Annotated in this window: 21 protein-coding genes and 2 rRNA genes (1 of these 23 running past the window's edge); 12 read left to right on the forward strand and 11 right to left on the reverse strand. The window is 59.9% G+C overall.

Translation table 11 applies throughout. The annotated features are described in order from the left end of the window. From CK910_RS09470 to CK910_RS09480, 3 genes are all read left to right on the forward strand, one after another. Nucleotides 1-2,111 (forward strand): 23S ribosomal RNA (locus CK910_RS09470) (it extends 779 nt beyond the left edge of the window). A gap of 126 nt (nt 2,112-2,237) precedes the next feature. Continuing rightward, nucleotides 2,238-2,352: ribosomal RNA gene (rrf, locus tag CK910_RS09475) — 5S ribosomal RNA — on the forward strand. Nucleotides 2,353-2,715: 363 nt separating this feature from the next. After that, complete coding sequence (locus CK910_RS09480; RefSeq protein ID WP_098982505.1) at nt 2,716-3,348, forward strand: LysE family translocator; 633 nt, start codon at nt 2,716-2,718, stop codon at nt 3,346-3,348. A 92-nt stretch (nt 3,349-3,440) separates the two neighbouring features. Here the strand turns inward: CK910_RS09480 and fis are convergent, their stop codons facing one another. Both fis and dusB read right to left on the reverse strand, forming a co-directional pair. Beyond that, entirely contained in the window at nt 3,441-3,737 is a 297-nt protein-coding gene (gene fis / locus CK910_RS09485; protein WP_005309538.1) for a DNA-binding transcriptional regulator Fis, read from the reverse strand. Between the two features lie 25 nt (nt 3,738-3,762). Beyond that, nucleotides 3,763-4,728 carry a tRNA dihydrouridine synthase DusB gene (dusB, locus tag CK910_RS09490; RefSeq protein ID WP_043135312.1) on the reverse strand — a complete coding sequence of 322 codons (966 nt, stop codon included), beginning with the start codon at nt 4,726-4,728 and terminating at the stop codon, nt 3,763-3,765. 290 nt (nt 4,729-5,018) lie between these two features. Between dusB and CK910_RS09495 the strand changes: the two genes are divergently transcribed. The 4 genes from CK910_RS09495 to CK910_RS09510 all read left to right on the forward strand — a co-directional run bounded on the left by CK910_RS09495 (nt 5,019) and on the right by CK910_RS09510 (nt 9,915). Beyond that, on the forward strand, nt 5,019-6,407 hold the full coding sequence (locus tag CK910_RS09495) for a TolC family protein (protein ID WP_172955282.1): 1,389 nt from the start codon (nt 5,019-5,021) through the stop codon (nt 6,405-6,407). Nucleotides 6,408-6,480: 73 nt separating this feature from the next. Further along, on the forward strand, nt 6,481-7,485 hold the full coding sequence (locus CK910_RS09500; RefSeq protein ID WP_098982507.1) for an HlyD family secretion protein: 1,005 nt from the start codon (nt 6,481-6,483) through the stop codon (nt 7,483-7,485). Further along, complete coding sequence (locus CK910_RS09505; protein WP_098982510.1) at nt 7,485-8,630, forward strand: ABC transporter permease; 1,146 nt, start codon at nt 7,485-7,487, stop codon at nt 8,628-8,630. The genes CK910_RS09500 and CK910_RS09505 overlap by 1 nt, the downstream gene beginning before the upstream one ends. 64 nt (nt 8,631-8,694) lie before the next feature. Continuing rightward, nucleotides 8,695-9,915: an ABC transporter permease gene (locus tag CK910_RS09510; RefSeq protein WP_098982513.1), complete on the forward strand. Its 1,221-nt coding sequence runs from the start codon at nt 8,695-8,697 to the stop codon at nt 9,913-9,915. Between the two features lie 59 nt (nt 9,916-9,974). On the opposite strand, the gene CK910_RS09515 is transcribed toward CK910_RS09510, so the two are convergent. The 3 genes from CK910_RS09515 to CK910_RS09525 all read right to left on the reverse strand — a co-directional run bounded on the left by CK910_RS09515 (nt 9,975) and on the right by CK910_RS09525 (nt 12,368). Beyond that, nucleotides 9,975-10,610: an SDR family oxidoreductase gene (locus CK910_RS09515; protein WP_098982515.1), complete on the reverse strand. Its 636-nt coding sequence runs from the start codon at nt 10,608-10,610 to the stop codon at nt 9,975-9,977. 133 nt (nt 10,611-10,743) lie between these two features. Further along, nucleotides 10,744-11,598, reverse strand: coding sequence for a DnaA ATPase domain-containing protein (locus tag CK910_RS09520; protein WP_098982518.1), 855 nt, complete (start codon nt 11,596-11,598; stop codon nt 10,744-10,746). 71 nt (nt 11,599-11,669) lie between these two features. Then, the gene (locus CK910_RS09525) at nt 11,670-12,368 is read right to left on the reverse strand and encodes a DnaT-like ssDNA-binding domain-containing protein (RefSeq protein ID WP_098982521.1); all 699 of its coding nucleotides are present in this window, start codon (nt 12,366-12,368) and stop codon (nt 11,670-11,672) included. A 159-nt stretch (nt 12,369-12,527) separates the two neighbouring features. On the opposite strand from CK910_RS09525, the gene CK910_RS23695 reads away from it, so the two are divergent. Then, nucleotides 12,528-12,695 (forward strand): hypothetical protein, encoded by a 168-nt coding sequence (locus CK910_RS23695; RefSeq protein ID WP_157774608.1) that lies wholly within the window; start codon nt 12,528-12,530, stop codon nt 12,693-12,695. Between the two features lie 73 nt (nt 12,696-12,768). Further along, a complete protein-coding gene (locus CK910_RS09530) occupies nt 12,769-13,740 on the forward strand; it encodes a response regulator (protein ID WP_043554002.1) in 972 nt (323 codons plus the stop codon). Between the two features lie 74 nt (nt 13,741-13,814). On the opposite strand, the gene CK910_RS09535 is transcribed toward CK910_RS09530, so the two are convergent. The 3 genes from CK910_RS09535 to CK910_RS09545 form a co-directional block, all read right to left on the reverse strand. Further along, entirely contained in the window at nt 13,815-15,212 is a 1,398-nt protein-coding gene (locus CK910_RS09535) for a peptide MFS transporter (protein WP_042866150.1), read from the reverse strand. Between the two features lie 213 nt (nt 15,213-15,425). After that, the gene (gene galU / locus CK910_RS09540; protein ID WP_043135330.1) at nt 15,426-16,337 is read right to left on the reverse strand and encodes a UTP--glucose-1-phosphate uridylyltransferase GalU; all 912 of its coding nucleotides are present in this window, start codon (nt 16,335-16,337) and stop codon (nt 15,426-15,428) included. A 93-nt stretch (nt 16,338-16,430) separates the two neighbouring features. After that, nucleotides 16,431-16,751: a ComEA family DNA-binding protein gene (locus CK910_RS09545; protein WP_042866149.1), complete on the reverse strand. Its 321-nt coding sequence runs from the start codon at nt 16,749-16,751 to the stop codon at nt 16,431-16,433. A 167-nt stretch (nt 16,752-16,918) separates the two neighbouring features. On the opposite strand from CK910_RS09545, the gene cysQ reads away from it, so the two are divergent. Further along, complete coding sequence (gene cysQ, locus CK910_RS09550) at nt 16,919-17,689, forward strand: 3'(2'),5'-bisphosphate nucleotidase CysQ (protein ID WP_098982523.1); 771 nt, start codon at nt 16,919-16,921, stop codon at nt 17,687-17,689. A gap of 89 nt (nt 17,690-17,778) precedes the next feature. Here cysQ and CK910_RS09555 read toward each other — a convergent pair whose 3' ends face one another. The 3 genes from CK910_RS09555 to CK910_RS09565 all read right to left on the reverse strand — a co-directional run bounded on the left by CK910_RS09555 (nt 17,779) and on the right by CK910_RS09565 (nt 20,271). Then, complete coding sequence (locus tag CK910_RS09555; RefSeq protein WP_043135321.1) at nt 17,779-18,075, reverse strand: YciI family protein; 297 nt, start codon at nt 18,073-18,075, stop codon at nt 17,779-17,781. A 24-nt stretch (nt 18,076-18,099) separates the two neighbouring features. Then, nucleotides 18,100-18,651: a septation protein A gene (locus CK910_RS09560; protein WP_042866146.1), complete on the reverse strand. Its 552-nt coding sequence runs from the start codon at nt 18,649-18,651 to the stop codon at nt 18,100-18,102. Nucleotides 18,652-18,765: 114 nt separating this feature from the next. Beyond that, a complete protein-coding gene (locus CK910_RS09565; RefSeq protein WP_098982526.1) occupies nt 18,766-20,271 on the reverse strand; it encodes a pyridoxal-dependent decarboxylase in 1,506 nt (501 codons plus the stop codon). Between the two features lie 213 nt (nt 20,272-20,484). On the opposite strand from CK910_RS09565, the gene trhA reads away from it, so the two are divergent. Further along, on the forward strand, nt 20,485-21,120 hold the full coding sequence (gene trhA / locus CK910_RS09570) for a PAQR family membrane homeostasis protein TrhA (protein ID WP_043135324.1): 636 nt from the start codon (nt 20,485-20,487) through the stop codon (nt 21,118-21,120). A gap of 118 nt (nt 21,121-21,238) precedes the next feature. Further along, on the forward strand, nt 21,239-22,900 hold the full coding sequence (locus CK910_RS09575) for a putative transporter (RefSeq protein WP_098982529.1): 1,662 nt from the start codon (nt 21,239-21,241) through the stop codon (nt 22,898-22,900). The last annotated feature ends 58 nt before the right edge of the window (nt 22,901-22,958 follow it).

Genomic DNA, 22,958 nt, shown 5'->3' on the forward strand with positions numbered 1-22,958 from the left:
CAAACTCGGAGATAGCTGGTTCTCCCCGAAAGCTATTTAGGTAGCGCCTCGGACGAATACTACTGGGGGTAGAGCACTGTTTGGACTAGGGGGTCATCCCGACTTACCAACTCCATGCAAACTCCGAATACCAGTAAGTAATATCCGGGAGACACACGGCGGGTGCTAACGTCCGTCGTGAAGAGGGAAACAACCCAGACCGCCGGCTAAGGTCCCAAAGTTCTGGTTAAGTGGGAAACGATGTGGGAAGGCTCAGACAGCTAGGATGTTGGCTTAGAAGCAGCCATCATTTAAAGAAAGCGTAATAGCTCACTAGTCGAGTCGGCCTGCGCGGAAGATGTAACGGGGCTCAAACCAGGCACCGAAGCCGCGGATTCACACTTATGTGTGAGTGGTAGGGGAGCGTTCTGTAAGTCTGCGAAGGTGTATCGAGAGGTATGCTGGAGATATCAGAAGTGCGAATGCTGACGTAAGTAACGATAAAGGGGGTGAAAAGCCTCCTCGCCGGAAGACCAAGGGTTCCTGTCCAACGTTAATCGGGGCAGGGTGAGTCGACCCCTAAGGTGAGGCCGAAAGGCGTAATCGATGGGAAGCAGGTTAATATTCCTGCACGACTTGTAATTGCGATGGGGGGACGGAGAAGGCTAGGTGGGCCAGGCGACGGTTGTCCTGGTGAAAGTGCGTAGGTGGTGTTTCTAGGCAAATCCGGAGACACAACACTGAGACACGAGACGAAGCCACTACGGTGGTGAAGCCATTGATGCCCTGCTTCCAGGAAAAGCCTCTAAGCTTCAGATTACAAGTCATCGTACCCCAAACCGACACAGGTGGTCGGGTAGAGAATACCAAGGCGCTTGAGAGAACTCGGGTGAAGGAACTAGGCAAAATAGAACCGTAACTTCGGGAGAAGGTTCGCTCTTGACAGTGAAGTCCCTCGCGGATGGAGCAGTTGGGAGTCGCAGTGACCAGATGGCTGGGACTGTTTATCAAAAACACAGCACTCTGCAAACACGAAAGTGGACGTATAGGGTGTGACACCTGCCCGGTGCCGGAAGGTTAATTGATGGGGTTAGCGCAAGCGAAGCTCTTGATCGAAGCCCCGGTAAACGGCGGCCGTAACTATAACGGTCCTAAGGTAGCGAAATTCCTTGTCGGGTAAGTTCCGACCTGCACGAATGGTGTAACCATGGCCATGCTGTCTCCACCCGAGACTCAGTGAAATCGAATTCGCCGTGAAGATGCGGTGTACCCGCGGCTAGACGGAAAGACCCCGTGAACCTTTACTACAGCTTGGCACTGAACATTGAACCTACATGTGTAGGATAGGTGGGAGGCTTTGAAGGCGTGACGCCAGTTGCGCTGGAGCCGTCCTTGAAATACCACCCTTGTATGTTTGATGTTCTAACGCAGGTCCCTGAATCGGGATCGCGGACAGTGCCTGGTGGGTAGTTTGACTGGGGCGGTCTCCTCCCAAAGAGTAACGGAGGAGCACGAAGGTTGGCTAATCCTGGTCGGACATCAGGAGGTTAGTGCAATGGCATAAGCCAGCTTAACTGCGAGACGGACAGGTCGAGCAGGTACGAAAGTAGGTCATAGTGATCCGGTGGTTCTGAATGGAAGGGCCATCGCTCAACGGATAAAAGGTACTCCGGGGATAACAGGCTGATACCGCCCAAGAGTTCATATCGACGGCGGTGTTTGGCACCTCGATGTCGGCTCATCACATCCTGGGGCTGAAGTCGGTCCCAAGGGTATGGCTGTTCGCCATTTAAAGTGGTACGCGAGCTGGGTTCAGAACGTCGTGAGACAGTTCGGTCCCTATCTGCCGTGGGCGTTGGATGATTGAAGGGAGTTGCTCCTAGTACGAGAGGACCGGAGTGAACGAACCTCTGGTGTTCGGGTTGTCACGCCAGTGGCACTGCCCGGTAGCTAAGTTCGGAATCGATAACCGCTGAAAGCATCTAAGCGGGAAGCGAGCCCTGAGATGAGTCATCCCTGACCCCTTGAGGGTCCTAAAGGGCCGTTGGAGACCACAACGTTGATAGGTGGGGTGTGTAAGCGCGGCGACGTGTTGAGCTAACCCATACTAATTACCCGTGAGGCTTAACCATACAACACCCAAGAAGTGTTCTGAGACTTGTAGCAAGTGCGAGACTACTTACCTAATTCAGTGATAGCGACGAAGCCCAAGGCATCAGTCGTTACTCACGTCAGCTTTCCAAGATTGAAGTTATTTGCCTGGCGGCCATAGCGCCGTGGAACCACCTGATCCCATGCCGAACTCAGAAGTGAAACGCGGTAGCGCCGATGGTAGTGTGGCATTCGCCATGCGAGAGTAGGACACTGCCAGGCACCCAACATTGAAAGCCCGCTCATTTGAGCGGGTTTTTTTATTGCCTGACATTTAAGCGCCGGGTTGCAATAGCCAGGTGATGCTTTCCTTCTGAGCCCTCACTTGTTTATTTTTCCCCCGCTCTATTCCGGATGGCTGCGCCATCCAGCGTTATATATCCCCGTCCATGTCGTTTGCTGGCGCTAACGAAGGCTGGGATGTGGGTTCTGCTCAATATCCTCTCAACCTTGGGTTCCAACTCGGACTAATGTGCACCAGGCTTATCTGCTATTCCCTTCGTTGATAATCACTATTGCTGCGATGGGGGATGACAATAGACGCGGGATCCATAGACTGTCTCTTTCACGAGCAAGGAGTCGTGTATGTTGGGGATCCACGATCTGGCGTTGTTTATCGTGTCTGGTTTGCTGTTGAACATGATGCCCGGGCCGGATTCCCTGCTCATCATGCTGCGCAGCGGCTCTCAGGGTTGGCGGGCGGGCTCAGTCGCGGCGCTGGGGATTGGGACGGGCACCATGGTGCATGTGCTGGCGGCTGCTCTGGGGTTGTCGGCTGTGCTGAGCGCTTCGGCCGAGCTGTTCGCCGTCATCAAGTTGATGGGGGCGCTCTATTTGGTCTACCTATGGTTTTCCATGTTCTGGCAAGGTACCAAGGCTCCTTCCGCCACCAATGCGGCTGTGGCGTTGCCTGTGCTCTCTTATGGCCGGATCTATCGGCAGGGATTGCTGACCAATGTGCTCAATCCCAAGGTAGCGCTCTTCTTCCTCGCCTTCGTGCCCCAGTTTATTGCCCCCGATGCGCCGCAGAAGGCGCTGGCCTTCATCCTGCTGGGCTGCATCTTCAATTTCAACGGCATGATCTGGTGCCACCTGCTGGCGTTCTTTACCGCCTATGCAAGTCGCAAGGTACGTTTGTCGACCCGGTTGGGAGCTTGGCTCAACCGCTTGATGGGGGGGCTGTTCGTGGGGCTGGGTATCAAGCTGGCCACGGAGTGAGGCTCCGCCATTAGAGACAACTAGGCATAGAAAAAGGCGTATCCCATCGCTGGAATACGCCTTCGTCTGCACTGCTGCAGGTCTGATCGAGATCAGTTCATGCCGTAGCGCTTGAGTTTCTTGCGCAGGGTGCCACGGTTGATGCCCATCATCACAGCGGCGCGGGTTTGGTTACCGCGGGTGTATTGCATGATCACGTCCAGCATGGGAGCTTCGACTTCGGAGAGGACCATATCGTACAGATCAATCACTTCCTGACCGTTCAACTGGGCCAGGTAGTTACGCAGGGCCTGTTGCACAGAGTCACGCAGGGGGCGCTGGGTCGGCTCGGCAGCGTGATTGTGAGTAGTTGTTACCAATGCATCAGAAGTCAGGGTTTGTTCGAACATATTCGGTCGGCTCTTTAGTTATGCGTTAACCTAATCCATCGAAATACGCTTCGAGTGCCTCTAGTTGTGCGTCTGCACAATCCAGGGCATTGAAGTGCTTACGGAATTCTCGGCCCGTCTCTTCTTCATCCAGATACCAGCCCACGTGTTTACGGGCAATGCGCGCTCCCAGATATGCACCATAAAACTGGTGCAGGTTGGTTACATGCTCGTTCATCAGGGTGCGAACCTCTTCCCTTTCAGGAGGCGGCAGCTTGGTACCCGTTTCAAGAAAATGACGGATTTCCCGGAAAATCCAGGGTCGTCCTTGCGCTGCACGGCCGATCATCACGGCATCAACGCCGGTATAGTCGAGGACATACCGGGCCTTCTCCGGGCTGTCTATGTCGCCATTGGCGACAACAGGAATCGATACGGCCTGCTTAATCGCCTTAATCGTGTCGTACTCAGCGTGACCCCGGTAGAGGCAGGCACGGGTACGACCATGCACGGCGAGGGCCGCGATACCGCAATCTTCGGCGATTCGGGCGATCTCCTCGCCATTGCGGTTATCCGGATCCCATCCTGTGCGGATCTTCAAGGTAACAGGCACCTTGACTGCATCCACCACGGCCCGGCAGATGGTTCTGACCAGATCGGGATGACGCAGCAGGGCGGAACCTGCCAACTTCTTGTTCACTTTTTTTGCTGGACAACCCATGTTGATGTCGACGATCTGAGCGCCCTGCTCCACGTTGTAGCGGGCGGCAAACGCCATCATCTCGGGGTCGGCTCCGGCAATCTGGACCGATCGCAAGCCACCTTCTGCAGAGTGATCCATTCTCATCCTGGTTTTCTGGGTATCCCAGACATCCGGGTTGGCCAGCAGCATCTCGGAAACGGCCATGCCAGCGCCCAATCGCAAACAAAGTTCACGAAATGGTCGGTCTGTTACACCGGCCATGGGAGCCACAATCAAGGGAGTTTCAAGCGTGTGGGGACCTATCTGCATTCCACGGTTACCATCGGCTTAGGGCGGCGTATATTACGCATTTTTTAGTCAGGAGAAAAGGTTAGTATTTGAGCGTCAGCCATTTTTTTCTGAAAAAAACGTCGCGCCAAGGCTTGCAAATTCAGGAGTGCTTGAAAATCAGGCATATTGTCGGGGTGAGTTTACGGGGTCAAATGAGCGAGGGACTTGACGATTTGCCTGTCCCCATCCGGTTGGGGTTTGCGCTATGATAGCGAGCTTGAATCGAGCAAAGGCTCCAAACAATTTTATTACAAACAGATTGGGGATGTATGACGTCAAGGTTCATCAAATCTCTCTACCCGTGTCTGCTGGGTGCCGTGCTGGGTTCTGCCCAGGCGCAGACCGTCAGCTTCGGCGAGGCCTGGAGCCGGGTCATCCAGCAGGATGACGGGCTGGCGGCGGAACAGGCCGGTGTGGATCGGGCGCAACAGTTGCGTGAGGCGGCCAAGGCCATGTATCTGCCCGACATCAGTCTGGGGGCGGATTATGCGCGCATTTCCAAGCCGGATCTGATGGGGCTGGACGACAAGCTGGAAAACTCTCCCGCATTGGGCGCGATTCTGGGGCAGATGGGGATCGACTCCAAATGGCTGGCCTCGTCGCTGACCGAGCAAAATCGCGTCACCAGTTCGGTCAGAATGCTCTGGCCCCTGTTTGTCGGAGGGCGGATCGATGCGATGCAGGATATTCGGTCCGCGCAGGTGGATGAAGCCAAGGAGTTGCTGGCCATCAAGCAGCAAGCCAGCTTCGAGAGCCTGTCCCAGACCTATTTCGGCGTGGTGCTGGCGGCGCAGGTGGTGCAGACCAAGCAGGAGATAGAGCAGGGGCTGGCCCGCCATCTGGATCATGCCAGGAAGCTGGAAGCCCAGGGCCAGATCGCCAAGGTCGAGCGGCTGTCGGCCCAGTCTGCCTATGACAGGGCGCGCATCGATACCCAGAAATCCCGCCGCAGCCTGGAGATAGCCGAGCTGGCGCTGGATCGCATGATCAAGCTCAAGGGAGCCGAACCGGCTACCCAGCTGTTCATCAATGACGACGTGCCCCCCTTGGCGGCTTTCGTCGAGGAGACGCTGACGGTGCACCCGGGTCTCAAGATGCTGATCGCCAAGCGTGAGCAGGCGAAGGCGATGATCCGGGCCGAGAAGGGCAAATATGCACCAGAGCTCTTCATGTTCGGCAACTACAACCTCTACGAACGAGATACCCTGGCCGCGAAGATCACCCCTGACTGGGTGGTCGGGGTCGGCGTCAGCATGCCGCTGGTGAGCCGCGACGGCCGCTCCGAGACGGTACAAGCGGCCAAGAGCGCCGAGCTGCAGGTCAATCTGCTGCAGGCCAAGACCCGCGAGGATCTGGAACTGCTGGTCGAGAAGACCTGGCGCGAGGCGGCACAGGGGCTGGAAGAGTACCAGTCTCTCTCCTCCACTCAGGCGCTGGCCGAGGAGAACGTGCTGCTGCGGGACAAGGCATTCGGGCAGGGGCTCTCCACCTCGCTGGATGTGGTGGATGCCCAGAACCAGCTAGCCGGGGTCAAGACCCAGCGTGCCGCTGCCGCCTATCAATATGTGATCTCGCTGGCGCGCCTGTTGGCACTCTCCGGTCAGATGAACAGTTTCAATCAATATCAGCATGGTCAGGCGATCGAGGTGAATTCATGATCGCGGCCCTGTCTGTCCCGTTTTCCATGTCTGTTTCGACCGCCAAGGGTCGCCCGTTTGTCGAGGTGAATGCATGAGTCATCCCCCCATCAAGAAGAAGATGAGCCAGGCCAAGCCGTTGCTGCTGCCACTGGCGCTGGTCCTGCTGATGATCTGGCTGGGCTGGCGTTTCTGGCTCGCCTATCAGCCCGAGCCGGTACGTTTGCAAGGCCAGGTTGAGGCGCAGCAGTATTCGGTCTCCTCCAAGGTGGCGGGCCGCATCGACGAGGTGCTGGTGAAGAAGGGCGACCAGCTGGCCCGGGATCAGCTGGTGTTCACCCTGGCCAGTCCCGAGATCGAGGCCAAGCTGAGCCAGGCCAAGGCGGGTCAGGCTGCGGCCGGGGCCATGGCCGAGGAAGCGGAGAAGGGCGCGCGTGCCCAGCAGATCGCGGGTGCCAAGGATCAGTGGCAAAAGGCCAAGGCGGCAGCCCTGCTGCGGGCCAAGACTTATGAGCGCATCGCCAGCCTGCACCGGGATGGCGTGATGCCGTTGCAGAAACGGGATGAGGCCTGGACTGCCTGGCAGGCAGCCAAGTACAGCGAAGGCATGGCCTGGCAGCAATACCAGATGACCCTGGAAGGGGCGCGGGAAGAGACCAAGGTGGCGGCACGGGAGCAGGCCAACATGGCGGCGGGCTCGGTGGCGGAAGTGGAGGCCTATCTGGCCGATACCCGCATCGCCAGCCCGCACGCGGGGGAGGTGTCCCAGGTGCTGCTGCGCAGCGGTGAGCTGGCGCCACAGGGCTTCCCTGTGGTGACTCTGCTCGACATGCAGGATGCCTGGGCCCAGTTCCATGTGCGCGAAGATCTGCTGCCCCGCTTCGCGCTGGGCACTGAGTTCGATGCCACCATTCCGGGCCTGGGTGAGCAGACGGTACGCTTCAAGGTGACCCACGTGGCCGTGATGGGGGATTTTGCCACCTGGCGTGCCACGGATACCCGTCAGGGCTTCGACATGAAGAGCTTCCAGGTGGAGGCGCGCCCCTTGCAACCGGTTGACGGTCTGCGAGTCGGCATGAGTGTGCTGGTCGAACTCTGATGAGACGCGAATGGCGGCTGTTGTGGCAGGATCCGTTCGGTCGTGCCCTGATGAGCTGGGTTCCCTTGCTGTTGATGGGGACCCTCTGCTGGATCTTCTCGGCCGGGCTGGCCCGGGATCTCAACGTTGGTCTGGTGGATCTGGATCAGAGCGTCCTCTCTCGTCAGCTGGCGTTCTCGCTGGACGGTTCAGCCGGCCTGCGCCTTGCCGGCCAGTTCGACTCCATCGACGAGGGGGCACGCGCCCTGCGCGGGGGAGACATCTATGCCCTGGTGGTGATCCCTCACCATCTGGAGCGGGATGCCCGTCAGGGTACCCAGCCCAAGGTGACTGTGTTCAACAACAGCCAGTTCATCCTGATCGCCAAGCTGGTCAACTCGGCCTTGTCCCAGGTGGTGGGGACCCTCAACGGCCAGGTGGGCGTACTGGCCGCCATGGCCGATGGCAAGGTCATGTCCGGCGCCCTGGGGCAATCCGTGCCCATCAGCAATCAGGTGACTGCGCTCTACAACATCAACTCCAGCTATGCCCAGTTCCTGCTGAGTGCCCTGTTGCCGGCGGTGTGGCAGATCCTGGTGGTGCTCTATGGGATCAACGCCCTGGCCCGTACCGATCGGCTGGGGCTGGACTGGACCAGCCAAGGGGTCTGGTTCGGCCTCTGGCGCACTTTGCTGCCTCATGTGCTGATTGGGTGGGCCTGGGGTCTGGCGTGGAGCCTGATGCTGTTCAAGGCGTTTGGCTATCCGATGCAAGGCAGCTGGCTGGTGCTGACACTGGGACTGGGGTTGGCTTCGGCCGCCTGCGTCAGCATGGGGGCCTTCTTCTACGGTGTCATCCGGGATCCGGCCCGCGCCCTGTCGCTGGCGGGCGCCTATACGGCCCCAGGCTTTGCCTTCATGGGCGTGACCTTTCCGGTCAGTGCCATGGGGGACTTTGCCCAGTTCTGGCGCAGCCTGCTGCCCATCTCCCACTATGTGGAGCTGCAGATAGGGCAGACCAACTACGGCCAGCCGCTCGCTGCGGCCCTGCCCCAGCTCGGCGCCTTGCTGCTGTTCCTGCTGCCCCTGTTGCTGGTTGTTCGTCGTTACCAGCAGCAGGCCGAGCTGGCGCGCCAAGCTGCCGATAAGGAGCCTGCCTCATGCTAGGTTTTTGGGGTTTGATACGGCCCGAACCGTGCTCTGCTGCCGGGCAGTGGAAGGAGTGGATGTCATGCTAGGTTTTTGGGATCTGCTGCGACTGGAACTGCGTACCCTGCTGGCCGATCGGGCCATCATGCTGACCCTGTTCGGTGGCGTCTTCTTCTACTCCTTCCTCTACCCGCAGCCCTACCTGCAGCAACTGCCCAGGGAAGAGCCTGTGGTGGTGGTCAATGAGGATGGCAGTCAGCTCTCCCGTCAGTTGGAGTTCATGGCCGATGCTACCCCGCAGGTGAAACTGGTGGCACGGGCCAACAGCCTGGAAGAGGCGCGCCAGCTGCTGATGGCGGGGCAGGGGAGCGGCATACTGCACATTCCCCGTCACTTCTACCGGGATCTGATGCAGGGCAGGAGCGTCACCCTGAGCTATGCCGGTGATGCCTCCTACTTCCTGGTCTACGGCACCATAGCCGAGGGGCTGGCCCTAGCGGGTGGCAGCCTGGCGGCCCAGATCAAGGTCACGCGTCTGCTCAGTCAGGGCGAGGCGCTGCCGCAGGCTGCCATGGGCTGGAACTCGGTCGGGCTCAACGTGCTGCCGGTGTTCAACCCCACCATGGGCTATGTGAACTATGTGGTGCCCGCCGTGTTCGTGCTGATCCTGCATCAGGTGCTGCTGATGGGCACCGGGATCCTGGGGGCAACCCAGAATCAGCGCAGCGGTCGCGGGGAGTCTGGCTATTGGCAGAGCGCCCCCGTGCTTGCCCTGCTGCTGGCCAGAACCTTGGTGGTGGGCGGGCTGTTCGTGCTGCCGGTGACCTACTTCTTCGGCTTCTGTTTCGATCACTACAACATAGTGCGCACCGCCGAGCCGGCCGAGCTGTGGCTGTTCACCCTGCCGTTCCTGCTGGCAACCACCTGGCTTGGCATAGTGCTGGGGGCCCTGTTTACCCGCCGGGATCTGCCGACCCAGGTGGTATTGCTCTCCTCCATGCCGCTGGTCTTCCTGGCGGGCTTCATCTGGCCGCTGGAGCTGATCCCGACCCCCCTCAACTGGCTGGCCCAGTGGGTGCCGAGCACCCCGGCCATCGAGGGCTTCTTGCGCCTCAACCAGATGGGGGCCGAGTTTGCCCAGGTTGCCCGTTACTGGTGGCAGTTGTGGGGGCTGGCACTGCTTTACGGCGCTCTGGCTTGCCTGCTGCTGCGCTGGCGCCAGCGGTCGCTTGTGGACGAGGCTGCCGCGTCGGGCGAAGTGGCTGCGGAGACGGCAACTGAGCCTGGTCCCTCTGCCAGCTAGACGATATCAGACAATAAAACGGTCAGCCCTGGGGCTGACCGTTTTGTTATCCGGATTGCTCACCCCCGGCTGAGGGTGGGATCGCCGATGGCGTAGATCTGCCCCACTGCCCGCTCATCGTTCAGCAGCTGCAATCCATGCTCCGCCACATCGGCGCGGTGCACCAGACCGTGCACCTCGCTCCCCTGACTCAACACGGCCAGCCCTGTGGCCTCGCCATCCTGCAAGCCGGCCGGGCGAACTATGGTCCAGGTCAGCGCGCTGGTCTGCAGCCAGCTCTCCGCCAGGCTCTTCAAGCGTACCTCGTGACCGAAGGCGGCCCTGGCCCGTTCGGGCAGGTATTGCCAGCTGTCGCCGCAACCCAGCGAGGTGACCAGCAGCAGACGTTTGAGCCCGGCCAGCTCCATCTGATCGATCACCTGGCGGTTGCCTTGATAATCGACAGGGGTCGGCTGGCGGAAGCTGCCGAGGGTCGAGATCACCCCGGCCTCGTCACCTGCGAGTGAGCAAGCCTGCGCGACGGCCTGATGGTCGAGGGCGTCTCCCTCAACCACCTCGACTCCCAATGCGCGCAGCTCGGCGGCCATCTCCGGGTTACGGACCAGGGCCACGACCCTGTGGCCCTGGCGCAGGGCGTGTTCGGTGAAGGCGCGGCCCAGCCCGCGGCTGGCTCCGAAGATGAGTGTGGTTGGCATTGTGCTGCTCCCTGTGATGAAAGGGGTAGCCTAGAGGGTTGGCGCAGCGCTGTAAATGAGAGTTGTTTTTATTTGAAAGGGGTGAGCAGGGGAAATGCGGCGAGCCGCGGGCGGGTGGCCCGGGCTCGCAGGATCAGCCGTTGTAGTGGCCTATGTTGGGGCGACGGCTGGGGCCGCTCAGGTGGATATCCACCGGATTGAACGCCTTGATCGCCTCGAAGCTGAAGTCGCCGATGGCCTGATGCAGGCTCTGCGGGCTGTGGTTGGTGATGATGATGACGCTTTTCGACAGGTTGCGCCGGCGGCGCAGCAGGTGGCCGAGGAAGCTGGACTGGCTCTCCGCCATCTTGGCGCGGTTGGCCGACACCTCGTCGATGATCAGCAGGTCGACCTCTTCCAGTGCGCGGCGGTACTGGTTGCGCTCCTCTTGATCCTGGATCACGTTGAAGAAGAGGCGGTCCACTATGGAGGCCCACTGCTGGAAGATCACCGATTTCTGGTGACGTTCGATCAGCTCATGGGCCACGGCGCCCGCCAGGGTGGACTTGCCGGTGCCGTAGTCGCCATAGATCAGCATGCAGCCACCACCGCTCTTCTCCCAGTGCTCGAAGCCGCTGATGAAGTAGCGAGCCGTCTCCATGGGGTATTGCAGCGCCGGATCGGTGGCATCCATCTTCTCGAATACCCAGTCCGGGTTGAGGTCGGCCTGGGCGATCAGCTTCTGGATCCGCTCCAGGCGGGCCGCCTTCTGCAGCTCGCGCACCTCGGCGTTGGCCTTGGCGTCGTACTCCTTGCGCAGGGTCTCGTAGTCGTACTGGCTGCCACCTGTCTGGGCCTGCAGACGGCGAATGCGTTCAAGCAGGCCGCCCACGTGCTGGCTCAGTTCGGTGTCGTGCACCCTGTGGTCCTGTTTGGCCTTGGCGATTCTTTTGCGCTTGGCTTCGATCTCTTCCAGCTCCTGGCGCAGGGGATCTTGCGGGTCAGTCATGGAATGCTCCTTCTGCTGGGTCAGGGATGGGGGGGCAAGGCACTGATTTTGCCTGCAGGCGGGGGCCGCTATCAATCATTATCCGGTTCCTGCTGCGGCGCCTGTTCCTGGGTCTGCACTTGGGTCAGCCGTTTGGCCTCTTCTATCATCTGCTGCGCCCGCTTGCTCGGGCCTGAGTCTGCAGGGGCTGACGTGACCTGCTGGTAACCTTTCGCCTCCATCGGCTGGCGACGGACGTAGCGGCGGGTCTTGAGGGCACGAATGAACTTGAGCATCCACTGATGCTGGGAGTCGAACACCTCGGGGCGGCCCAGCCAGTAGGCGATGAACTCCCCCAGATCCTCTTCGTTGTAACTGGCATCTATCACCCCACACAGGCGGGCGAGGGCGGGCAGCTCCTCATCCGGGCGCCACTGCAGGTGCATCTGGAAGGGGCGCTCCGGCAGCGGACTGCGCACCTTCTGGGTCAGCAGCGGCAGCAGGAACGGGCACTGATGGTAGTGCTCACTGTCGGCCTGCGCCTCGACCTGCAGCAGCCCGGCCTCCATCAGCTCATCGAACAGCTCGGTCAGCTGGCGGGCGTTGACCTGAAAACAGAAGCCGCTGGGATCACCGGGATCGACCACCGCCAAGGCTCGCCCCAGTTCGGGATAGTTGAGCCGGGCCAGCTGATTTTCCTGCACCAGTCTGCGCAGCTGCAGGGTATAGAGGCTGCGAGCCGGATGGGACAATCTGGGATGGGCGAGGGCGCTGTATTCGGCTGGTGTCATGGTGCTCTTCACGATCTGGAGTGGAGGGCATTATCCCCCATGGCGGGGTCTCATACAATTCGTGCCGCTCGGGCAAGGGGGCCGGCAGGCCTGTTTGTGGGTCGGAAATGAGGTTCGGTTCCACCCTGGTGGCAATAGCGAGTGTGAAATGAGCCGGGCATGCGTACTGGCATGGCGCCTTTTTTGGGGTTGCTGGCTGGCCAAAAGGCCAGCATTCTCGCCGGGGTCATTGCGCCGTGCGGGCGGCATTACCCGCTCTTTTTCAAACAGTTGGCTGCCAGGATAGCCATATGGCATACCCGCCATTACGATTATGCAATCATCTGATTGGTCAAGCCCGCCCCTTATGGTCTAGGCTTAATACTCAAATAACTAATTGACTAATAAGAGCTTTGTCAAGATGTCAAAAGCCGGACTACGGATCCTGGTGGTGGAAGATGAAGCGGTTTTTCGCCACTCGCTGGTAACTTATCTCGAGCATGACGGGGCGTGCGTGTTTCAGGCCGAGGACGGGATTGAAGGCCTCTCTGCCGCCGCGCTCTACCACCCCGATATAGTGCTGTGCGACCTGAACATGCCCAACATGGATGGGCATGAGGTCATCGCCTGCCTGTCTGCCCGCTATCCCCATATCCCCGTCATCGTCATCTCCGGGCAGAGCAAGATGGAGGCGGTGGAGCGGGCGTTGCGCGCCGGTGCCTGCGATTTTCTGATCAAGCCGGTTTCGGACTTCGGTCAGGTGCGCCGCAGCATAGATCAGTGTCTGGCGGCCAACTATGGTCACGGGCAGCAACTGGAGCTGATGGATCACATCGACTTCTTTCGCGATCACGACAAGGCGGCCACCCGTCTGCTGGCCTGGTTGAGGCCACCCGGCTTGCAGGAGTGGGGCCCCTGGCAGGTGACGTTCGAGGGGATGGGCAACCTGTTCATTCCAGACACCTTCAAGCTGGACGACAAGCTGCTGGTGCTGGTGATGGAGCTGCCGGTGCTCGGGGTGGATGCCGCCTTCTGCGGCGCCCTGGTGCGTTCCCTGATGAATGCTCCCTATCGCCAGTTTCAGCACAAGGAGAGCCTGCTGCTGACCCAGCCGCACCGGCTGCTCGACTACCTCAACCTGCAGCTCATCGAATCCGGCCTGCGCCACTCCTTCGCCATGGCCGCCCTGCTGTTCGATCAGGAAGATGGTCTGGTGTTTGCCAATGCCGGGCTCACCTCACCGCACTGGTTGATGCGCTCCGGCGGCCTGCCGCTCGGCTTGCTGCGCAGCAGCCACTACGCGCTGCACAAGCGCAGCTGGCACGAGCCGTTTGACCTGCAGTTTCGCAGCGACAGCGGCAGCGCCCTCCATGTGCAGGTACGCCACCACTGAGGCAGATCCGCCGCAGACAGAAACAAACAGGGCGCCCATCGGGCGCCCTGTTTGTTCATCACAATCCGAACCGGTTAGACGGTGGCAGACTGCAGTTTCTTGTCGTGCTCTTCCGGCTCTTTGGCCGGACCTTCGGCACCGTGCATCCAGTAAACCAGGCGGTTGGCCATGGTCAGCAGGATCAGGGCGCTGATCACGGCGGCGATGGCGATGCCGCCGAAGATGGCGATGGCACCGGACTCGCCGACGAAGGAACCGACGAAGCCGGCGATGTAGTTGGCCAGGGCAACGAAGCCGAACCAGGCACCCATCATCAGGGAGGCCAGACGCAGCGGAGCCAGCTTGGTCACCATGGAGAGACCGATCGGAGAGAGGCAGAGCTCACCCAGGGTGTGGAACAGATAGGCACCGACCAGCCAGAACATGGAGGTCTTGACGGCCTGATCGCCACCTTGCTCCAGCACGGCACCGATCATGAACAGGAAGCCCACGGCCAGGAACAGCAGACCCATGGCGAACTTCACCGGGGAGTTCGGCTCTTTGCTGCCGAGCTTGATCCAGATAGCCGCGACTATGGGGGCGAGCGTGATGATGAAGAAGGGGTTCAGGGACTGGAACCAGGCGGTCGGCACTTCGAAGCTGCCGATCATGCGGTCGGTATATTCCTGCGCGTACAGGTTCATCAGACCACCGGCCTGCTCGAAGCCAGCCCAGAAGATGATGGTGAACAGACCCAGTACCAGGATGACCTTGATGCGATCCACTTCCTGCTTGGTTAGCGGCGCCTTCTGCTCCTTGGAGCGTTGCTCGGCGGCGCGCTGGGCGGCCGGTACACGACCTATGTCACCCAGGAAACGCTGGGCCATGGTGGCCTGCACTACCAGGGAGAGCAGCATGCCGATACCTGCGCTGACGAAGGCGGCTTGCCAGCCGTAGGCAGTCGCGGCGGCGCCACAGATCACGCCGGCCAGCAGGGAGCCCAGGTTGATGCCCATGTAGAAGATGGTGAAGGCACCGTCACGACGGTGGTCACCTTCCTTGTACAGGTCACCCACCATGGTGGAGATGTTCGGTTTGAACAGACCGTTACCCAGGATCAACAGGGCCAGGCCAGCGTAGAAGACGTTGTTGACCATCTCCGGGAACATGGCGTGCGGCAGGGCCAGGGTGAATTGACCCGCGGCCATGAAGATGGCACCGATCAGGATCGCACGGCGTTGGCCGAGGAAGGTATCCGCCAGCCAGCCACCTATGATGGGGGTGATGTAGACCAGACCGGTATAGATGCCGTACAGCTTGAGGGCGTCGGCCTGAGTCCAGCCCATGCCGCCGTTGGCAGTCATGTCAGTCAGATAGAGGACGAGCACGGCACGCATGCCGTAATAGGAGAATCTCTCCCACAGTTCGGTACTAAAGAGCAAAAAAAGCCCTTTAGGGTGACCTAAAAAGGTCCCTTTGGACGGATTATTCATTGGAACTTCCACCTGTGTCTTATATTTTTTTAGGAATTTTATGCAAGGGCTAGGAACAAGCCTTAATCCTTATAGAACAAGCGTGATTAAATTACAATATTATGATTTAGCGATATTTTATCTATCAATGGTTGAATATTTGTTTATAAAATGAAAAAGGGCATCGAATGATGCCCAGTATATAATTCTATTAACAGGTTAAATATTCAGCTATTACAACTGTTTGACGAACTGTTTCAGCCACGCAATGAATTCACCGTTCAGTTCCGGGTGGCGCACGGCATATTCCACGTTGGCTTTCATATAGCCCATCTTGCTGCCGCAGTCGTGACTGCGACCCTTCATGAAGTAGGCGTTGACCTGCTCCTGCTCCATCAGCATGGCGATGGCATCGGTCAGCTGGATCTCGTCGCCGGCACCGGCCGGCGTCTTCTCCAGCAGCGGCCAGATGTTGGAGGAGAGCACGTAGCGGCCGACCACGGCCAGGTTGGAAGGGGCTTCGTCACGGGGCGGCTTCTCGACGATGGCCTGCATCGGCAGGGACATGCCTTCGCTCAGGGCCTCGCCCTTGATGTCGGCGATGCCGTATTTGTCCACTTCGCTTTCGGGGACGGCTTCCACCATGATCTGGCTGATGTGATCCTCTTCGAACATGTGCACCATTTCGGCCAGGTTGTCCTGCTTGAGGTTGCTGGCCACTTCATCGATCAGCACGTCAGGCAGCAGGACCGCAAACGGGTTGTCGCCGATCAGCGGGCGGGCACAGAGCACGGCATGACCCAGGCCTTTGGCTTCGCCCTGACGGACGTGCATGATGGTGACGTCTTTGGGGCAGATGTGTTGTACCTCTTCCAGCAGCTGTCGCTTGACCCGCTTTTCCAGGGTCGCTTCCAGCTCGAAGCTCTTGTCGAAGTGGTTCTCGATGGAGTTCTTGCTCGAGTGCGTCACCAGGATGATCTCCTTGATGCCGGCGGCGATGGCTTCGCGCACCACATACTGGATCAGCGGCTTGTCGACCACTGGCAGCATCTCTTTCGGGATGGCCTTGGTGGCAGGCAGCATGCGGGTGCCCAAACCGGCGACAGGAAGAACGGCCTTGCGTACAACGAGCGGTGTCTTTTTCATGGAGAGAGTCCAGAGATACAAAGTGGGCTCATGATACCCGAAGAAAAATAGGGCAGCCACAGGCTGCCCTCATGATGGGGAGGTCCAAAGCGGTTACTTGACGATGATCATGTCCCGATTTGCTTCCAGGGTTGCCGGCCCTATGCCACTCACATCGGCCAGTTGTTCGACCGTGGTGAACTTGCCCTGCTTTTCGCGAAAGTCGACGATGGCCTGGGCCTTCTTCTCGCCGATCCCCTTGAGGGCAGTTAACTCATTGATATTCGCCGTATTCAGGTTCACCTTGCCGCTCTCCTTCGCGGTGGTGACTGTGGTGGCTGGCTTGGCAGCCGGCTTGTCGGCGGCCAGCAGAGGCTGGCTCAACAGGGGCAGGCAGCTCAGCAGCAGGGTGGCGGTCAGGGTCTTGTAGTTCATGGCTTCACGTCCTTGTGTTGTGTGGGGTTGCTATTGAGGATTAGTCGAGTCGCGCCATTTTTTGTCTGTCAGAAGTGACAGGGTTATAACTCAGCTAAATCGGCTATAACCCATGCCATTCCAAAATGGGTACACTGTGCTAACCATTTGACCAGGATGTCTTTTCTATGTTTTTTCCCGCAATCTCCGAGCTGGAGCCCATAGCCCGCGCCGCCGGTGACACCATCATGGCCATCTACAGTCAGCCCTTTACGGTGGAGTACAAGGGGGACGAGAGCCCGTTGACCGCAGCCGATCAGGGGGCGCATGAGGTGATAGTGCAGGCGCTGGCAGGGCTCACCCCCGATATTCCTGTGCTGTCGGAGGAGTCCGGTCCCGAGGTGATGGGGTTGCGCCATGGCTGGTCACGCTACTGGCTGGTGGATCCGCTCGACGGCACCAAGGAGTTTGTCTCCCGCAACGGCGAGTTCACCGTCAATATCGCGCTGATCGAGGATGGCAAGCCGCTGTGGGGTCTGGTCTATGCCCCCGTGCTGGACCGGCTCTGGTATGGCGGCAAGGAGGTCGGGGCTTGGCGTGTGGCCGATGGCAAGCGTGAAGCCATCCAGACCTTGCCTCATCAGGAAGGGGCGCCCTGGCGGGTGGTGGGCAGCCGCAATCACCTGTCCCAGGCTACCCTGGATTACCTGGCGCGCTTTGGTGACATAGCGCGGGGCGAGATTGAGCTGGTCTCCATGGGCAGCTCTCTCAAGTTTTGCATCATTGCCGAAGGGGGCGCCGAGCTCTATCCGCGCCTCGCCCCCACCTGCGAGTGGGATACCGCTGCGGCGCAGGCGGTGCTGGAAGGAGCCGGAGGCAGCGTGACCCAGCTCGATGGGTCACCCCTGATCTACAACAAGCCGGATATCCTCAACCCCTGGTTTGTCGCCATGGCGTGAGCCCGTTGGTGATAGCGCGCAATAGAAAGAGGCCGGACCTAGTTGAACACCAGCGTCCGGCCTCTTTGCATCTTGGGTATGGCGTTCTGTCAGAACACTTTCTTGAACGGCTTGATGGTCACCCTGGCGTAGACACCGGCCGCCACATAGGGGTCGGCATCGGCCCAGGCTTTGGCATCGGCCTGACTGGCAAACTCGGCGATGACAGTGCTGCCGGTGAAGCCCGCATCGGCGGGATCGTCGGCATCGATGGCCGGGTTGGGACCGGCGGTCAGCAGCCGGCCTTCATCCTGCAAGGCCTGCAGCCTGGCCAGATGGGCTGGGCGCACCTGCTTGCGCAGCGGCAGACTGTTGGGAACATCTTCGGCGTAGATGAGATACCACATGAGAGGATCCTTTTCTGATGGCGGTTATTTTTTCAGCTCGCCTTTCTGCTCGGCGGGCAGGTGGCGGTAGAGATAGACACCGCTCAGCAGGGTAAACACCAGCGTCATGCCAAGCAAGCCGAACACCTTGAAGTTGACCCACATCTCCTGCGGCAGGTTGAAGGCCACGTAGAGGTTGAGCAGGCCACAGGCGGTAAAGAAGCCGACCCAGGCCAGATTGACTCTATCCCAGATGGCATCAGGTGCCTGCAGCTCCTTGCCCAGCATCTGCTTGATCAGGTTCTTGCCAAAGCCGTAGCGGCTGATGAGCAGGCCCAGTGCGAACAGCACGTTGATGACTGTGACTTTCCACTTGATAAAGGTGTCGTCGTGGAAGAAGACGGTGAGGCCGCCGAAGAAACCGACCAGCAGGAAGGTAAACAGCTGCATCTTCTCGACCTTGCGATAACGCACCCAGCTGTAGATGAGCTGCAGACCGGTCACGACCACCAGGGCGCCGGTGGCCGTGTAGATGTCGTAGAACTTGTAGACCGCAAAGAAAACGATAAGTGGAATAAATTCAATAAATTGCTTCATGTCTGGCTCATAGCCCTCAAAAAAGACCGCAAAATTTTGTCCAGTCTACCTGCAAGGTAGACAACGGCAAATGAATAAGACCGCCCATTTGGCGTCCAGTTCCCTGTCGCCTGCCTAGCCGAACAGCCGGCGGGAAATCTGGTCACCCAACCGCTTTTGGTCCGCCAGCAGCTCGCGAATATGCCGCTCTTCGATGAGCGGATTGAGCAGCACGGCGCGCAGCAGGGTGAGCGGCTGGGCACCGTAGCGCCCCACCGCCCGCTGGGTACGGGAGACAAAGCTGTGCCCCTCGGCCCGCTGGGCTTTCTGCAATGCGACGTTGAATGCGTTGATCTGGTCGTTGGCCGCCTCGTCCGGCGCCTTGCCCTGCAGATGAGGGGGAATGCAGCGGTAGGAGAGCAGGTTCATCACAGGGGCAGACATCAGTTCGAAGGCGGGGTCGGCATTGATGAGCGCGGCCATCAGGCGGGCTCTGTCGTAGTTGGCCTCGATAAGTCGGGCGTAACCCTGCTGGCCAAACAGCTGGAAGGCCGCATCCAGATAGAGCGCATTGGCGGGGCGGGTGCCCTCCAGGGTGAAGCGGCCCTGATCAAAGGAGCTGGCACGGATGGCGTAGGGTGCCTCCCGCTTGACCGTCATCATGAGATCCGGCTGGCGGCAGAGCAGCATGCCGGTACCGAGCGGCACCAGCAGTTGCTTGTGACCATCCAGGGTCACGGTATCGGCCAGTTCAATCCCTGCAAGCAGCCCCTGATAGCGGGGCGAAAACAGGGTCGGGCCGCCCCAGGCGGCGTCCACGTGGAAGTGGATCTGCTCGCGGGCCGCGATGGCCGCCAGCTCGGGCAGGGGATCGATGGAGCCAAAATCGGTACTGCCGGCTACCCCGACCAGCGCCAGCACCTTGAGCTTCTGCTCCTTGCACTGGGCAAGAGCCTGTTCCAGCGCCGCCATGTCGAGCCGGTTCTGGTCGTCGGTCGCGAGGCGCCAGACGCTGTGCGCGCCCAGCCCCAGCAGATCCATCCCCTTGTCGAAGGAGTAGTGCATCAGCCGCGAGCCCAGGATCACGGCGCCGCGATAGCCCTGCTCATAGAGGGCGAACAGGTTGTCGCCACAGGCACGGTTGCGCGCCAGCCAGAGGGCGGTGACGTTGGCTATGGTGCCGCCGCTGGTCATGACGCCGAGGGCGGCATCCTTGGCATGCATCTGCTCGTCATAGAAGGCGTCGTCGGCGCGATAGATGAGGCGGTGCAGTTTGGCCAGCACCTCCCGCTCCAGAAAGCTGAGCAGGCGGGAGGACTCCATCTTCATCGGATTCTGGTTGAGCATCACCAGCAGGCGCGACAGCTCGGCGGTAAAGGCCGGCAGTGGCGCCGTCATGTGGCCCATGTAGCGTGGCGAGGTGAGATGGGAAGCGCCGGGCACCAGGCTGGCCAGCCGGGCCAGGTAGTCATCCATGGAGATGCCGATGGCCGGCATGCAGGATTGATCGAGCTGGTGGGTGAAGTGGTCGCGCTGGTAGGGGGCCTGACTGTCATCCGAGTGGTGGAAGGTCTCCAGCAGGGCCGTCACGGCCTGGCCGAAGGCCGGATCCGGTAGTGCAAACAGTTCAGTCAACTTCATCAGGTTCTCCAGACCGGGTTGCCAGGGAGTCACTGTGTGGTGAGCAGCCGTGGCGGCAGCAGCTAGGTGGGCATCGGCCGCAGAGCATACACCAAAGGCAAACGGGTGACAGCCATGAGCGCTGGCCAAATCAGATGCCATCCTCTTTAAGCTAACACTTGTACTCTGAAAAGGCGGCGGCTAGAGTGAGCCCAGTTTGGGCAGGAGTATGCAATGAGCAGTGTGACGGATTATTCTCCCCGCGAGGAGTTGGCCAATCGCCTCAGCCACGGCTTGGGGCTGGTGTTCGGGATCCTGGGGTTGATCCTGTTGTTGAACAAGGGCTGGGAGCAGGGCACCCAGGCGCTCATCAGCTACAGCCTCTATGGCGGCAGCCTGGTGCTGCTCTATCTCGCCTCGACCCTGTATCACAGCATGGCGGAAGGGGCCGCGAGGCGCTGGTGCAAGGTGTTTGATCACTGCGCCATCTATCTGCTGATCGCCGGTACCTATACCCCCTTCCTGCTGGTGGCGCTCGATACCCCGCTGGCCCAGGGGCTGATGGTGGTGATCTGGGGGCTGGCGCTGGCGGGGGTGGTGTTCAAGCTGCTCTTCATCAACCGCTTCAAGAAGCTGTCGCTGTTTACCTATCTGATGCTGGGCTGGTTGTCGCTGGTGGTCATCTATCAGCTTTACATCCATCTGGAGGGGGAAGGCTTGCTGCTGCTCGGGCTCGGTGGTCTCATCTACAGCCTGGGGGTCATCTTCTATGTGGCCAAGCGTATCCCCTATAACCACGCCATCTGGCATCTGTTTGTACTGGGCGGCAGTGTTTGTCACTTTATGGCCATTTATGGTTATGTCGCCTAACTAGCCCTTAATTGGTATTTATTGCCGCTAAAAAGGATAAATTCGTGCGGTATCACACAGTTGGCGTCGGCGTTTGCTGACAAGCTAAGGACAGTTCAATTCGCAAAGGATGCACGAAATGAGTGATATCGCGCTTTCCATCAGCATGTTGTCGCTGGTGGCAGTGCTGGGGCTCTGGCTGGGAAACTGGCGAGTCTATGGCGTTGGCTTGGGGATCGGGGGTGTGCTGTTCGGTGGCATCATAGTGGGCCACTTCGCCGGCCTCTCCGGTCTCGCATTGGATGAACAGACCCTGCACTTCATCCAGGAGTTCGGGCTGATCCTGTTTGTCTACACCATAGGCATCCAGGTCGGTCCCGGCTTCTTCTCCTCCCTGCGCAGCTCCGGCCTCAAGCTGAACGGTTTCGCCGCTCTGCTGGTGTTGCTTGGCTGCGCGGTTGCGGCGGCGCTGCATCAACTGTTTGACGTGCCGCTGCCGGTGATCCTGGGGGTCTTCTCCGGCGCCGTGACCAACACGCCTTCCCTCGGTGCGGGTCAGCAGATCCTGGCCGAGCTGGGGGCCGTGCCCGGTTCGACCGGCTTGATGGGCATGGGGTATGCCGTCGCCTATCCGTTCGGCATCTGTGGCATCCTGCTCACCATGTGGCTCATTCGCATGTTTTTTCGCATCAAGATCGACGAAGAAGCAGCCCAGTTCGAGCAACAGGCCGGCAAGACCAAGGAGAGCCTGCAGACCATCAACATAGCGGTGCGCAACCCCAACATGCACGGCCTGATGCTGGGGGAGATCCCGAGCCTGGACGAAGCCGATGTCATCTGTTCCCGCCTCAAGCGTGGCGAGGAGCTGATGGTGCCGCGGCCGGACTCGCGCATCGAACTCGGCGACCTGTTGCACCTGGTGGGTGAGCGGCACGCGCTGCACAAGGTGTTGCTGGTGCTGGGGGAGGAGGTGGAGACCTCGCTCTCGACCCGCGGCACCGATCTGCGGGTGGAGCGGGTGGTGGTGACCAACGAGCAGGTGCTCGGCAAGAAGATCCGCGATCTTGACATCAAGCAGAAATACGATGTGGTCATCTCGCGCCTCAACCGGGCCGGCATCGAGCTGGTGCCGACCAGCCAGACCAGCCTGCAGTTTGGTGACATCCTCAACCTGGTGGGTCGACTCGACGCCATAGAGGCGGTGACCAATGTGGTTGGCAACGTGCAGCAGAAGCTGCAGCAGGTGCAGATGCTGCCGGTGTTCATCGGCATAGGTCTGGGCGTGCTGCTCGGCTCCATCCCCTTCTATCTGCCCGGGTTCCCGGCTGCACTCAAGCTGGGTCTGGCGGGCGGCCCCCTGGTGGTGGCGCTGATCCTGTCGCGGATCGGCAGCATCGGCAAGCTCTATTGGTTCATGCCCCCCAGCGCCAACCTGGCGCTGCGGGAGATCGGCATAGTGCTGTTTCTGGCCGTGGTGGGCTTCAAGTCAGGTGCCGGTTTCATCGACACCCTGATCAACGGCGATGGCCCGGCCTGGATGATGTACGGCATGGCGATCACCCTGATCCCGCTGCTGGTGGTCGGTGTGCTGGCCCGCCTGTATGGCAAGATGAACTATCTCACCCTGTGCGGATTGCTGGCCGGTTCCATGACGGATCCTCCCGCCCTGGCGTTTGCCAACGGCATGCATCCCACCAGTGGCGCCAGCGCCTTGTCGTACGCCACCGTCTACCCCCTGGTGATGTTCCTGCGGATCATCTCCCCCCAGTTACTCGCCATCCTGTTGTGGGCGGGTGCCTGATCATGACCCGGACGGGAGCACAGCGATGTGCTCCCGTTATCAAAATGCAACACATTGA

It is taken from the genome of Aeromonas sp. CA23 (genome assembly GCF_002587065.1).
Taxonomy (GTDB): Bacteria; Pseudomonadota; Gammaproteobacteria; order Enterobacterales; family Aeromonadaceae; genus Aeromonas; species Aeromonas bestiarum.